This is a genomic window from Enterococcus alcedinis (assembly GCF_014635985.1).
GTDB lineage: Bacteria > Bacillota > Bacilli > Lactobacillales > Enterococcaceae > Enterococcus_I > Enterococcus_I alcedinis.
The window spans coordinates 1-14598 of the sequence record NZ_BMDT01000019.1 but is presented as its reverse complement, the minus strand read 5'-3'; the positions used below and the strand labels follow the sequence as shown (position 1 = coordinate 14598).

General features: G+C 38.3%; 13 protein-coding genes and 1 CRISPR repeat array. Of the genes, 12 read left to right on the top strand and 1 reads right to left on the bottom strand.

Annotation, left to right across the window (positions count from 1 at the left end; genetic code table 11):
• The 8 genes from IEV09_RS12455 to IEV09_RS12420 all read left to right on the top strand — a co-directional run.
• A partial coding sequence (locus IEV09_RS12455; RefSeq protein ID WP_229731722.1) for an IS30 family transposase occupies positions 1–766 on the top strand: 766 nt, incomplete at its 5' end.
• A gap of 570 nt (positions 767–1336) precedes the next feature.
• A complete protein-coding gene (gene ilvB / locus IEV09_RS12450; protein ID WP_188368625.1) occupies positions 1337–3061 on the top strand; it encodes a biosynthetic-type acetolactate synthase large subunit in 1725 nt (574 codons plus the stop codon).
• Positions 3058–3534 (top strand): acetolactate synthase small subunit, encoded by a 477-nt coding sequence (gene ilvN / locus IEV09_RS12445; RefSeq protein WP_188368624.1) that lies wholly within the window; start codon positions 3058–3060, stop codon positions 3532–3534. The genes ilvB and ilvN overlap by 4 nt, the downstream gene beginning before the upstream one ends.
• A 27-nt stretch (positions 3535–3561) precedes the next feature.
• Positions 3562–4557 (top strand): ketol-acid reductoisomerase, encoded by a 996-nt coding sequence (gene ilvC, locus IEV09_RS12440; RefSeq protein WP_188368623.1) that lies wholly within the window; start codon positions 3562–3564, stop codon positions 4555–4557.
• Positions 4558–4575: 18 nt separating this feature from the next.
• Positions 4576–5832: a threonine ammonia-lyase IlvA gene (gene ilvA, locus IEV09_RS12435; RefSeq protein ID WP_188368622.1), complete on the top strand. Its 1257-nt coding sequence runs from the start codon at positions 4576–4578 to the stop codon at positions 5830–5832.
• Between the two features lie 466 nt (positions 5833–6298).
• A CRISPR array of direct repeats spans positions 6299–7348; the repeat unit is 33 nt; unit sequence GTCTCAACCTGTTTAGGTTGAGTGGATTGAAAT.
• A gap of 232 nt (positions 7349–7580) precedes the next feature.
• Positions 7581–8636, top strand: a complete 1056-nt coding sequence (locus tag IEV09_RS12430) for a hypothetical protein (protein WP_188368621.1) — start codon at positions 7581–7583, stop codon at positions 8634–8636.
• Positions 8633–9883 carry a tetratricopeptide repeat protein gene (locus IEV09_RS12425; RefSeq protein ID WP_188368620.1) on the top strand — a complete coding sequence of 417 codons (1251 nt, stop codon included), beginning with the start codon at positions 8633–8635 and terminating at the stop codon, positions 9881–9883. Before IEV09_RS12430 ends, IEV09_RS12425 begins: the two co-directional genes overlap by 4 nt.
• A 24-nt stretch (positions 9884–9907) precedes the next feature.
• Positions 9908–10462: a YpiB family protein gene (locus IEV09_RS12420; RefSeq protein WP_188368619.1), complete on the top strand. Its 555-nt coding sequence runs from the start codon at positions 9908–9910 to the stop codon at positions 10460–10462.
• Positions 10463–10498: 36 nt separating this feature from the next.
• Here IEV09_RS12420 and IEV09_RS12415 read toward each other — a convergent pair whose 3' ends face one another.
• A complete protein-coding gene (locus IEV09_RS12415; protein ID WP_188368626.1) occupies positions 10499–11389 on the bottom strand; it encodes a YitT family protein in 891 nt (296 codons plus the stop codon).
• Between the two features lie 132 nt (positions 11390–11521).
• Here IEV09_RS12415 and IEV09_RS12410 point away from each other — a divergent pair, with 132 nt between their 5' ends.
• The 4 genes from IEV09_RS12410 to IEV09_RS12395 all read left to right on the top strand — a co-directional run bounded on the left by IEV09_RS12410 (position 11522) and on the right by IEV09_RS12395 (position 14504).
• The gene (locus IEV09_RS12410) at positions 11522–11875 is read left to right on the top strand and encodes a nucleotide pyrophosphohydrolase (RefSeq protein ID WP_188368618.1); all 354 of its coding nucleotides are present in this window, start codon (positions 11522–11524) and stop codon (positions 11873–11875) included.
• Positions 11876–11879: 4 nt separating this feature from the next.
• Entirely contained in the window at positions 11880–13100 is a 1221-nt protein-coding gene (locus IEV09_RS12405) for a CCA tRNA nucleotidyltransferase (protein WP_188368617.1), read from the top strand.
• A gap of 112 nt (positions 13101–13212) precedes the next feature.
• Entirely contained in the window at positions 13213–13668 is a 456-nt protein-coding gene (locus tag IEV09_RS12400) for a hypothetical protein (RefSeq protein WP_188368616.1), read from the top strand.
• Positions 13669–13739: 71 nt separating this feature from the next.
• On the top strand, positions 13740–14504 hold the full coding sequence (locus IEV09_RS12395; protein ID WP_188368615.1) for a DNA/RNA non-specific endonuclease: 765 nt from the start codon (positions 13740–13742) through the stop codon (positions 14502–14504).
• Positions 14505–14598: the final 94 nt, after the last annotated feature.

The window sequence follows — 14598 nt, the reverse complement described above, 5'->3', positions numbered from 1 at the left end:
GATCGCGAGAACATTAGAAAGAAGTCCTTCTACAATTAGCCGAGAACTCAATAGAAATAAAGAACAGTCAACTTATTCACCTTCAGCCGCTCAGGAAAAATATGTGAAGAGAAAAGCGAATTGTGGTCGAAAGGGTCTGTTAAACAACTCTGAATTAAAGGCGCTTGTTAAAAATCTCTTTTTAAATGAGCAGTGGTCACCAGAACAAATTGCGAATCGTATTCAGTTTGAGAAAGTCGCTGTTACGATCAGTTTTAATACGATTTATCGTGCTATTTATAGGGGAGATTTTAATGAGCCAAATTTAAGTAGCGGACATCGTGGAGCGGTTCGCAAACTAAGACATAAAGGAAAATCACGCCATACAAAAAATCACATAGAAAAGCGGGGAAAGATTTCTGTTACGCATATAATTCATGAAAGACCAGCTGCAGCGAATAATCGTTCGACCGTCGGTCATTGGGAAGCCGATACAGTCGCTGGTAAAACCGGGAAGGCCTGTTTAGTCACACTTACTGACCGTAAAACACGCTATTTACTGGCAGAGAAAGTGGAGAAAAAGGTTTCGATTCACGTGAGTGATTCCATCATTCATTTACTAGATGTTCTACCAAAAAATAAAAGAAAATCTATTACACCAGACCGTGGAAAAGAATTTTCAAAGCATCGGGAAGTCACTCAACAATTAGACAAAATCCCCTTTTATTTCGCAGACCCTCATGCCCTTGGCAACGAGGAACAAACGAAAACATCAATGGGCTACTAAGAGAGTATTTTCCAAAAGCAGACGATCTAACAGGTTATTCAAAAGACTACATCAATACTTGTATCGAAAAACTAAATAAACGTCCGCGTAAGTGCTTAGGTTGGAAAACACCTTATGAGGTCTTCTTTGGCAAGGTGTTGCGTTTAATTTGACAATTCAAGCTATTAAAAATAAAATATTCCTATTTCTCACCCTAAATCCCTTGATTTTAATCATAGGATTTTTTATTTCTCTAAAAAGTTTAAATTTTCTGACAAAACTCATTGACTTTTAATCTGATTAAGGATATATTATAAAAAAGTTAAAAAATATTAAATCTGAGAGGACGATTTCGAATGAACACGAATAAATTATACTTATTATTAGTCATTATTAGGTAGGGACTTGGGACAGGAAGCGTAGTGTGAGCTGATTGTTTAAGTCCTATTCGTGTTACGGAATGGGATTCTTTTACAAGAACATCCATTCTAACTTATTAGAAGGATGTTCTTTTTTATTTGAAATAGGAGGCTGTTTGATTAGAGTGCTATGTGATAATGATAAAAGGTTTGAAAAATAGGAGGAACTAGAATGGTGAATGTAAAGACAAAAGAAGCAACCAAGCAAATATATTCTGGTGCTCAACTATTGATTCATTGTTTGGAAAAACAAGAAGTTGAAATGATTTTTGGTTATCCAGGTGGTGCGGTTTTACCAATATATGACGCATTGTATGACGCGAACATTCCGAATATCTTGACGCGTCACGAACAAGGTGCGGTTCATGCGGCACAGGGTTACGCGAAAGCGACAGGAAAACCGGGTGTTGTGCTTGTGACAAGTGGACCTGGAGCAACGAACGTTGTGACGGGGATCGCTGATGCGATGGCAGATTCGACACCGCTAATTGTGATTACAGGTCAGGTAGCAAGTCCTGTGATTGGAAAAGATGCCTTTCAAGAGGCGGATATATTGGGAATTACACTTCCAATTACAAAACACAATTATCAAGTCAGAAATATTGAGGATTTAGAAACAACGATTGCTGAAGCTTTTCATATTGCAACAACCGGTAGAAAAGGACCCGTTGTAATTGATTTGCCCAAAGACATGACCTTGAAGTTGACTGAGGCGGAGACAACGACTGAAAAAATGGTGGTTTCATTGCCGACGTATCAACCGAATTTGAATCCGTCGAGTACACAAATTAAACGCTTGATGTCTGGTTTACAACAAGCAAAACGTCCGTTGTTACTGATTGGTGCCGGGATTACAGCAGCTCAAGGAGAGTGGTTACTTCGAGAGTTTGTTGAAAAATATGAGTTACCAGTGGTTTCGACTTTACTAGGTTTGGGTATTTTACCAACATCTTCACCGTATTTCCTTGGAATGGGTGGCATGCATGGTAGTTATGCTGCAAATATGGCATTAGCCGAATGCGATTTTCTTGTCAATATTGGTAGTCGTTTCGATGACCGATTGGCTTCTTGTCCGCCAGAATTTGCTCCTCATGCGACGATTGCCCATATTGATATTGATCCTGCTGAAATTGGTAAGGTGATTCGTACGGATATTCCAATTGTAGGAGATGCCAAAGTTTCTTTAGAGCAATTGCTATCCTATCCTTATCAAAAAATTGAGATGGCAGAGTGGCAAGAACTTTGCCAAACGCGTCAAACGAATCATCCATTTGGCTATGATCGAGCAAATACAAGTGAGATTAAACCGCAAAAAGTGATTGAACAAATTGGTGAAATTACGAAAGGTGATGCTTTTGTGATTACCGACGTTGGTCAGCACCAAATGTGGGTGGCACAATATTATCCTTTTAATTTTGCCAAACAATTGATCACAAGTGGTGGACTAGGAACTATGGGATATGGCATTCCAGCGGGTGTTGGCGCTCAGTTTGCGCATCCTGATCGAGACGTCGTCGTTTTTGTTGGGGATGGTGGTTTTCAAATGACAAATCAAGAGTTGGCGATTTTAAATGAATACCAACTCAACGTTAAGTTTGTGATTTTGAATAACGGATCACTTGGTATGGTCCGTCAGTGGCAAGAGCGATTCCATCAAAATCGTTTATCCGCTTCTGTTTTTAATACGCAACCGGATTTTATGAAATTATCGGAAGCGTATGGTATTAAGGGTACTCGCTTAGTCGATCCTCAAACGTTAGTCGAGGATTTGAACAAAGCTTTTACATATAAAGGTCCACAAGTAATTGAAGTGATTATTTCTAGCGAAGAGCATGTCTTACCAATGGTGCCATCTGGTATGCCAAATCATAAAATGATTGGGGTGGAAGGGTTATGAGGCGAGTAATCGTTGCGTTAGTCGAAAATAAATCAGGCGTCTTAAGCCGAGTAACGAGTGTTTTGAATCGTCGACAAGTAAATATCGAAAGTATTTCGGTTGGCGTAACTGAACAAGAAGCGTTATCGCGCATGACCATTGTTGTAAATGTGACAGATTTGGCAGAACTCGAACAAGTGATTAAGCAATTAAACAAACAAATCGAGGTCTTCAAAGTACTAGACATTTCCAGCGATCCACACATTGAACGGGAATTGGCTTTAATTAAGGTCAATGCTCCAACGGCAATTCGTTCAGAGATTCAAGCAGTGATTGCCCCTTTTCGAGCAGATATTGTCGATGTGGCACAAAAAAGTATCATGATTCAAGTGGCTGGTACCCACGAGAAAATTGATGCATGTATTGAAGTGTTACGTCCGTATGGTTTAAAACAATTGGCTCGTACAGGTATCACAGGGTTACAAAGAGGATAAAAAACAACATTATTGGAGGAAAAAAGAATGGTTAAAGTATATTATGATGAGAACGTGGCAACAGATAATTTAAAAGGAAAAACAATCGCAATCGTGGGATATGGTTCCCAAGGACATGCGCATGCACAAAACTTACGCGATAACGGCCACAATGTCATCATTGGTTTACGTGAAGGAAAATCAGCACAAGCAGCAAAAGAAGATGGCTTTGAAGTATATCCAGTAAAAGAAGCAGCTAAAAAAGCAGATTTAATCATGATTTTAGCACCGGATGAAATTCAAGGAACGCTTTACGAAAATGAAATTGCGCCATCTTTAGAAGCTGGAAACTCATTGGTTTTCGCTCACGGATTTAACGTTCACTTTGACGTGATTACGCCTCCAGCAGATGTCGATGTCTTTTTAGTTGCACCAAAAGGACCAGGACACTTAGTGCGTCGTACCTTTACAGAAGGATTTGCTGTGCCAGCACTTTACGCGGTTTATCAAGATGCAACGGGTAATGCACAAGAAACAGCTTTATCTTACGCAAAAGGAATTGGCGCAACACGTGTGGGTGTATTAGAGACAACGTTTAAAGAAGAAACAGAAACCGACTTGTTTGGTGAACAAGCAGTTTTATGTGGTGGATTAACAAGCTTGATCGAAGCTGGTTTTGAAACATTAGTCGAAGGCGGCTACCAACCAGAATTAGCTTACTTTGAAGTTTGTCATGAATTAAAATTAATCATCGACTTAATCTATGAAGGTGGTTTTGCTAAAATGCGTGATTCAATCTCTAATACTGCAGAGTATGGTGATTACGTTTCAGGACCACGTGTGATTACTTCAGATGTCAAAGATCGTATGAAAGACGTGTTAACAGATATCCAAAACGGCAACTTCGCCAAAGGGTTTGTTGATGACAACGCTCAAGGGTTCAAGAACTTTAACGAGATGCGTCAAACGCGTAAAGCACACCAAATCGAAGCCGTTGGTGACGAGTTACGTAAGATGATGCCATTTGTTAAATCGGCAGAGTAAAAAAGGAAGGTGAAGCTTTTGAATTACGTCACAAAAGAACAAGTGCAAGCTGCTTATCAAAGTTTTAATGGTGCCGTACTTCATACACCTTTGCAATATGATGCTTACTTGTCAAAAAAATACGATGCCACAATTTATTTAAAACGTGAAGATTTGCAACGGGTGCGTTCCTTTAAATTACGAGGAGCGTACTATGCGATTCAACAAAAATCAGCCGAAGAGTTAAGTCGAGGCGTTGTCTGTGCGAGTGCAGGAAACCATGCACAAGGTGTGGCGTACTCTTGTTGTGAAAAAGAAATTCCCGCAACTATCTTTATGCCGACAACGACACCTCAGCAAAAAATCTCTCAAGTCAAATTTTTTGGTGGATCATGGGTAACGATTCAACTTGTTGGCGATAACTTTGATTTATCAGCTCAAGCGGCCCGTGAGTACGCCAAAATTCAAGGGATGGCTTTTATTGATCCATTCAATGATGAAGCGATTATTGCGGGACAAGGAACAGTTGCGTTAGAAATTGTCGAAGATTTAGCACAAACTGACGTGACTGCAGATATTGTGATTGCAGCGATTGGTGGCGGTGGGTTAATTAGTGGTGTGGGTAGTTATTTAAAAGCTGTGACGCCACAAACCGAAGTCATCGGTGTGGAACCAAAAGGTGCGGCTTCAATGGCCGCAGCTTTTGATGCCGGACACCCAGTTGCACTCGAGTCGATTGATAAATTTGTTGACGGTGCTGCAGTTAAGGAAGCGGGCAGTTTAAACTTTGTGCACGCCAAAGCCTTTGTAGATCAATTGTGGGCCGTGGATGAAGGACTTGTTTGTAAAACGATTCTTGATCTATATAGTAAACAAGCGATTGTAGCTGAGCCTGCGGGTGCGCTGAGCGTTGCGTCTTTAGAAGTGATGCAAGAGTCAATTAAAGGCAAGACTGTCGTTTGTATTATTAGTGGCGGCAATAACGATAGTAGTCGTATGGCTGAAATCGAAGAACGTTCACTGATTTATCAGGGGCTAATGAATTACTTTGTTGTACATTTCCCACAACGACCAGGTGCGTTGAAAGAATTCGTAAATGACGTGTTAGGTCCAAATGATGACATTACCCGTTTTGAATATACGAAGCGTATCAATCGTGGAACAGGGCCAGTTGTTTTAGGTGTATTATCGAAACAAACAACAGACGTTCCACCGTTACTTGAACGAATTGCGGCATTTGATCCAAGTCATATTCGTTTGAACGAACAACCATCATTATTTGCTTTACTTGTTTAAGTATTATAAATGGAAGTATTTACTTTTAAAATAGATACTTCCGTTTTTACGTTAAGAAAGTATAAAAGATAGAGCGGTAGAAAGACTGAATTGACAGTCAATCTATCGCTTTTCATTTGATTTGAAAATAAAGCTATGAAAATGAATATTCTTTGCCCGTTTACAGGTATCGTATCATTTTTCTCATAAGATTTACTCGTTTTGAAAGAGTATATCGTTAGCTAATGCTTAATTATTTTGTGGTATACTAGATGTGTAAATAACTCTTGTGGCAGTAATATGTATCTAGTGCGAATGGTAAGTGAACAGCCAAATACTGGCTCCTTCGCACCCTGTTTGCGGTGTTAAATGAAAAAATGATGATAAAATAAAGTATGGATTGATTGTTACAACCTCTTAAATAATCAATCCAGGCGATTTTCATTGAAAATACACGGATTTATTTGAATTATTCGTGTAAATCGCCGTCTCAACCTGTTTAGGTTGAGTGGATTGAAATCGTGGATTAGTTGAAGAGGGACGTAATCGCATGACAAGTCTCAACCTGTTTAGGTTGAGTGGATTGAAATATCTAAATGAAGCAGCGAAGAAACAAAGTTATCCGTCTCAACCTGTTTAGGTTGAGTGGATTGAAATCGAATCCCAGAGGAGCAAATGGCGAATGCATTTAAGTCTCAACCTGTTTAGGTTGAGTGGATTGAAATAGATCCAAAAGAGTTCGATGCGATTATCAAGGTGAGTCTCAACCTGTTTAGGTTGAGTGGATTGAAATGTTGTAGAAAAGTTATTAAAATCTTTGCGATGCAGTCTCAACCTGTTTAGGTTGAGTGGATTGAAATACTACAGGGGGTAACACGTTTGCGAATTAGTATAGTCTCAACCTGTTTAGGTTGAGTGGATTGAAATTTTTTTACGGCAATGACACATCGATTTATGACCGTCTCAACCTGTTTAGGTTGAGTGGATTGAAATGAAGAGATCATGCGCGAACAAATTTTTCATATTTGTCTCAACCTGTTTAGGTTGAGTGGATTGAAATAATGAAATTGATGAAGCGATCGATACAATCATCGGTCTCAACCTGTTTAGGTTGAGTGGATTGAAATAATCAAAATTTTCTCTTCCGTTAACTCTGAAATTGTCTCAACCTGTTTAGGTTGAGTGGATTGAAATAATGTTTAAAGCACCCAAGTTTACCAATGATGAATCGTCTCAACCTGTTTAGGTTGAGTGGATTGAAATAACCCCATTAACTTCTCTTTAGAAGCAGTTAGCTTTGTCTCAACCTGTTTAGGTTGAGTGGATTGAAATGATGATACCCTTAGCGATAGCATCTAAGTTTTTAGTCTCAACCTGTTTAGGTTGAGTGGATTGAAATTGAAACCACATAAGTTCCATCTGGTTCATAGTGCCCGTCTCAACCTGTTTAGGTTGAGTGGATTGAAATGCTGAAGTTCCAGAAGGCGTTGTAGAAGCGACTATCGTCTCAACCTGTTTAGGTTGAATGAATTGAAATTTTAGGTAACATCATGGAGTTAATTGTTCAGCTGGACAATGATTGATATCGGTATGAATTTTGGCGCCAACTAATCTTTAAGGTAAAAAAAACCACCAATCCATCAATTGGTGGTTTTTTAGGTTGTTTTTCTAATTTTTTTATCTAAAAAACCAATCAAACAACGCTTGGTTTGGTCTATAAATGAGGGCTATGTTATAATCAAGTCAGATGACGAAGGTTGGTGAGGGCGATGCAAATTCGATATCAAAAGGCGCAACAAGAAACGCTTGTAACTTATGGCGAAATCTTGTCAACGAGTATTCGAGAAGATTGGCTGAAAGACAAACATCTAATTATTTTAACGAATCAACGTTACTATGACCGTTTTTTTGAAAAGATTGAACAATTATTTTTAAATCATCCAGTTGACTGGTATATCTTTCGAAATCAATTGTACGTCAATACATTAGAAGAATGGTCGGGGTTACTGACTTATTTAGATCGCTTTTCAACGGAAAAAGAGTATTTGTTTGTAGCGTTAGGAACAGCGGGAGTTGTCGATATTACTGGTTTTTTACAAAAGGTCAGTGTTTTGAAGGGGAAATTTTGGTCAATACCAATCTCTTTTCAAAGTTATGTTCAAGGCTTGATTCCAGTTCGAACGATTAGTCGTAAGCATACGTTGCCTGTGTTACAACAAGTAAATTTGCCTGAACGAATTTTTATCGATCAAACGATGGTTTCACCGCAAAGAGAAGGACGTTTAGTTGATTTACAAGTCTTTATTCGAATGGCTTTTGTCTGCGATTACCCCTTACTATTGCAACTATTTAAGCAATACCCCAATCAAAAACAGTTACGAATAACAAACTTTACAGCACTAATGGATGAATTAACGGCTCACTATCAAGTCAATGGTGAGGCAATCGAATCCTATGGATGGGTGTTTGAAAAAGCTTTTTATCAAACTGAGAATGGGCATTTACTTTCAGAGAACATGAAGCGTTTTTTAGGTTTTATCTTGCACTTGTTTTGGGATCAAACAGTAAATCAATGGCCTTTTCAAATGGATCCCTTCATGGTTTGGTTGAATCATTTAGGTTTTCCGATTGTTTTTCCGAAAACAATATCAATGGCGGAATATTTAGCAAATGTTTTGCGATTGATTGGTGAAAAAGGCAAGCTGATTTCTCTGAATCAAGCAGGTGAACTTGGTGAAGAACAAGTTGTACAAGAAAAACACCTAATCACTGCTTTTCAAACGTATCAACAAATTTGTCGAAATATAAGGAGCAATGAACAATGACACACAGTGAAAAAATGATGGCAGCTATTGATAACGAAGATTTAGCTCAAGCGAATATTGAGTTAAATGAAGCGTTGAAAAAAGATTCAGTGGAAATGTTAATGGAACTTGGTGAAGTACTACTTTCAATCGGTTTTTTAGAGGAAGCAAAGAGCGTCTATGAAACATTGACGACACGTTTACCTGAGGAGAAAGAGTCTTTTTTATTACCTCTAATTGAAATTGAAATCGAAAACAATCAAATCGAACCGGCTTTTGAAATGTTAGAAATGATTGCGCCAACGAGTGAGTATTATCCACAAGCGCTCTTAATTACGGCCGATTTATATCAAATTTTAGGCATTCCAGAAGTGAGTGAAGCTAAATTAAAAGAAGCGCAACGTTTATTGCCGGGAGAACCGTTAATTGAATTTGCTCTAGCGGAACTTTATTTCTCAAATCAACAGTGGCAAGAAGCACAAGCACACTATCAAACACTTCTTACAGCTGGAACGACAGAAATGATTGGGGTGTCAATCGTTGAGCGCATCGGAACGATACTAAGTATGTCTGGTGCTTTTGAGGAAGCCATTCCTTACTTGGAAGCTGCTTTAGTAGAAAAAGAAACAGCCGACGCACTATTCCAATTGGCTTTTGTGAATTTACAAGTCCATGAATATGAAAAAGCGATTGATTTACTTGAAAAAGTGCGTCAATTAGATCCAGCATTCCAAGGTGTTTACTTGTATCTAGCGGAAGCATTACAGCATGAGGAACGCCTAGAAGAAGCACAAGAAGTGATTGAGGAAGGGATTACTCAAAATCCGTATCAAGTCGACTTTTATCACTTTGCTTCTGAAAATAGTTACCGCCTCAATGATCGAAATAAAGCAGAAAAGTATTTACTTGAGGCGCTTGAAACGGGCGATAAAGAAGATGAAACTCGTTTGATTTTGAGTAACCTTTATTTAAATGAGGAAATGTATGAAGAAGTGATTGAAACAATTGAAGCGTTAGATAACCCAGATCACCCATACGCACTTTGGAATTTAGCACAAGCTTATTATCATTTAGAAGAGTATGAAACAGCCGCGAAATTTTATGACGAAGCACATTTTTCGTTGGGAGACGAAGCTGATTTCTTAAGAGAATATGCCTTGTTCTTAAGAGAAGAAGGGCGTTTATCGGAAGCAAGAACCGCATTAGCTAAGTATTTAGTAATGGAACCAAGTGATTTAGAAGCGCAATCTATTTTTGAGGATTTATAGACAATAGAAAGGTAGGAGATAACAATGGCAATCGATATCGCAGACAAAAAACGATTTTTAACGTGGTTGATTACGCACGAATTTTTTGTTCGTCGTGAGGTGTCATGGATTTTAAACTACTTATTGACACATGATGCCATTTTAAACAAAGTCCATTTTGTTGAGCAAGCGCAGCATACGCCACGTGGGATTTGTGTTCGTAGTTCAAGTGTCTCAGACCAGTCCATCACGTTGTATCTTGATGATCGTACCTATCAAGATAGTGATCAAATTTTTCATGAAATCCGCTTCAATTGGAAAAACCCCCTTTATTTAGAGTGTATTTTCCCTGAATCATGGGATAATCCGTTATATGTTGCTGTTTTGGAAGATAATAGGTTCCACAAATGGAATGACCATTTAGACGAAGTCATGGTGGATCGGGTTGATGCTTATTTCAAGCAAAATGCTTTAGAAAACAAGATTCAACAACTCTACCAAGAAATTGACCAGGCATTAGAACAAGGGAACCAAGAACAATTCCTTTTATTAACCAATCAGGTCAATGAATTATTACTACAAAAAGAAGTATTGCAATAAAGAAAAAGCAAAGAACTGATGAGCGCATATCCGTCATCAAGGTCTTTGCTTTTTTGTGCGTTTAAATAAACGTTTTTCTGGCTGAAAGTGTCCGAAGCCTTCACCTAAAGCTTCATGCACATTAATAATTGAAATAAAAGCAGAAGGATCAAACTCATGAATAATCCGCTTGGCTTCTGGCACTTCTTGTGGCGTTAAAACCATAAAAATCATTTTCTTTTCTTGGCGAGAATAGGCACCCTCACCATCCAGATAAGTGACACCACGTTGCAATTCAGTCATTAAAACCGGGGCTATCTCGGTATTGCGATTGGATAGGACATAGATGCCTTTCGCAGAATACCCGCCATCGATGATAGAATCAATGACCTTTGAAAAAACATACGCATAGATTAACGTATACATCATTTGAACCAATGAAATATAAGTTAAAGAAGCCGTTAAAACGATGACGTCAAAGACAAAAAGAGAACGTCCGACGGAAACGCCAAAATATTTTTCAACGATGCGCGCGACGATATCACTACCGCCTGTGGTGCCTCCCACTTTATAGACGAGGCCAACGCCGAAACCAGCAATTAATCCACCGAGTAACGAAGCGATTAAAAGATCGTGATTCAGATCAATTTTGATAGGTACGCTTTGCCAAAAGGCCAGCCAGAAAGATAAACCAAATGTTCCGAGAATCGTATAGTAAAATGAGCGAATACCTAAGTGTTTGCGACCGATTAAGATCAATGGAATATTGAATAGAAGGGTCGTAATCGCAGGGTTAATCCCAAATAGCGAACGTGCAATTAATGTAATCCCAGTAATTCCACCTTCCGCTAAGTCATTAGGAATATTAAAAAAGATAACGGTAAAACCAAAAATGGCTGTTCCGAGTAGAATAAATGTAAAATCTTTGATGGTTTTTAAGGATAAAATATCTTTCAAATGGCATATCCCTTTCGTATAAAAGTTAATAACTTTAATGTATCATGAAAAAAGGCTTCCGACAATTTACTTTTTCTATGAATTCCTGATTTCTTTTGATACTATAGGGATGAGGTGAAGAAAATGCAAGAAGAAAAACGTTCGTTGGCTTCAATGCAAGAAGAAGTCGATGCGTATATCCAACAATTTAAAACCGGTTATTTTTCTCCTCTGGCGCTATTAGCTCGCATTACAGAAGAGGTTGGAGAGTTGGCTCGTGAAGTCAATCATAGTTATGGTGAAAAGAAAAAGAAACCCGATGAGGCACCAAATAGTGTGACGGAAGAACTAGGCGATGTCTTAATTATGTCGATCATTATGGCGAATGCTTTAGAGATTGATTTGACAGAAAGCTTTGAAAGAAATATGGATAAATTTAATCGTCGCGATCAGTTTCGTTTTGAAAGAAACGATGGACGTACGAAAGAAGAGGAGTGAGATTGTGAAACTAACCCAGTTACCTAGGGAATTTGAACAAGCCCTCCCGATTTTAAAGAAAATAGAAGCAGCCGGTTATGAAGGCTACTTTGTTGGAGGCAGCGTGCGCGATGTCTTGCTTGGACAATCAATCCACGATGTCGATATTGCGACAAGTGCCTTCCCAGCTGAAATTAAGAGTATTTTCCCACGAACGATTGACGTCGGCATTGAGCACGGAACGGTTTTAGTTTTATCAGACGAGGAAAATTATGAAATTACAACGTTCCGGACCGAATCGACTTATCAAGACTTTCGTCGACCAGATCACGTCGAATTTGTCCGTTCCTTAGAAGAGGATTTAAAACGTCGTGATTTCACTATTAATGCCTTTGCTTTAAAAGAAGATGGGACGATTGTCGATTTATTTAATGGACTCTCTGATTTAGAAAATCAAGTCTTACGTGCGGTAGGGAATCCTTATGAAAGATTTCACGAGGATGCCCTTCGAATGATGCGTGGCTTACGATTTGTTAGCCAATTAGGCTTTACGCTAGAAGAAAAAACCAAAGAGTCAATCATTGAAAATCATGCATTACTAGAAAAAATTTCGATTGAACGAATTACCATTGAATTTGTTAAGCTATTGCTTGGTAAGAACCGTAAGCTTGGCGTAGAAATGTTTTTAGAAACCAAATGCTATGCTTATTGTCCGGAATTAAAAGGACGATCTGAACAATTGCGGTTGTTTTCCGAATTACCAACATTTCAATTAACAAATGAAGTCCAAGCGTGGGTCTTACTGATTGATCAATTAGGAATAGAAGTAACTGATATTCGTGCATTTTTAAAAACCTGGAAGTGTTCGAATCAACTGATTCGTCAAGTTCAGCAGGCGTTTAAAGGCTTGCAATGGCGCAAAAAATCGGACTACTCACAAGAATTATTATACGATTTGAAAAAAGAATCAATTATAATCGTTGAGAGTCTTTTACCGTATTTTGAGTTGGAAAATCAAGCAGCAGTTGCCATCGAAAATTATGAACAATTACCGATTCACGCCTTAACCGATTTGGCGGTTAATGGGAATGATTTGATGAATTACTACCAGAAAAAAGGTGGTAAGTGGTTAAAAGAGGCGTTGGAAGTTTGTGAAACAGCTGTACTAAACGGTAAAACTGTTAATGATACAGAGTCGCTATATAGCTATCTAGATAGCTATTTTCCTCATTTAATCGAAGAATAAAAAGAATGTTAATTATTTCACTAATTTAACCTGAGATTGGTTTACCCCACCCATTTTGTATGGTAAACTAAGAGTGTAGTAAATGATTATAAATAAGTGAGGAGCGTTCAATATGTCAAGAGAAATGAAAGCTTTAAAATTATTATTCCGTAATGGGGAAACATGGACAATCGACCGTCGTTACATTGGCGATTTATGGATCAAACAAATCAGCACAAGTTTTGGCCGAATTAAAGGCAGTGATTTTGTTGAAATTCACCCATGTGAAGGTTTCAAAATTGAGATCTACTCTGAAGGAGATCATGTTAAAACTCACGATATTAACTTAGGTGGGCTAGAATTAGGAATGTTCAACCGTGCATTGAAATATGAAGATATTGAACGGATGGAAATTATTTATCAAACAGGTAAAGCAGATTTAGTATACTTCCCATACAAAGATAAAACAACGGAAGGTCTAGATAACGTTTACCAATCGACTCGCATTAGCGAAAAAACGAAAAGCCTTTATATCGTAATCGACCCGAATCAAACGGTTGACGACGTTTATGGCAAAGAATTCGAATAAAAAATTAAAATGAGTGAGAGTTCATCTTCTTGAATTCTCGCTTTTTCTATGAAGTAAAAGGACTGGGAAGAATGGCTAAAAAGAATAAATCAAAAGTAACAAAAACAAAAGGTGTGTTGTTTGGGTTAATCGCCCTAGCAATTTTCACAGCAACAGCAGGACAAGTGGACCTCAATCAATTTGATCCAAATAACTTAGAATCGATTGCGCATATCTTTAAATTTAATCCTGAAAAACCATTAAATTATGCAAGTTTAGAAGTATTACCAGAATATGATGGAAAACATGCGGTCGTGGAATTAAATCAAAACGTTCCAGAATTTACCTTGAACGACTTATCGACAGAAAAAGGCTACTGGCAAACCTTTACTGATTTGGATGCGCTCAACCGTGTCGGGCAAGCCAATGCTTTATTACATAAAGACTTTATGCCGAAAGATGACCGTGAAAGTATCTCGAATGTCTATCCAACGGGCTGGAAACAAAAGAAAATGAAAAGCGGCAATATGATCTATAACCGTTCACATTTAATTGGACACCAATTCACAGGTGAAAATGCCAACTGGAAAAACCTAATGACCGGTACTGAATACTTTAACCAAGTTGAAATGAAAAATATCGAGCAACAAGTAGCGGTACACTTAAGAAGTACTGATCACTACGTCCGCTACCGTGTGACACCTTATTTTAAAGGACAAGAATTAACTGCGCGAGGCGTACAAATGGAAGTTCAATGCGTCGAAGATGAAGACGTGACATTTAATGTCTTTTTATATAATGTACAGGATGGGTATAGCATAGATTATGCAACAGGCCAGGTAAGTGAAGAGAAGTAGACATAGGAACCAGATGAGAGAAACCTGATATGCTCCCCTCATAGTAGACACTAGAAAAAACAAAAATTCTAGTCTACTATGAGAGGAGTTTTTT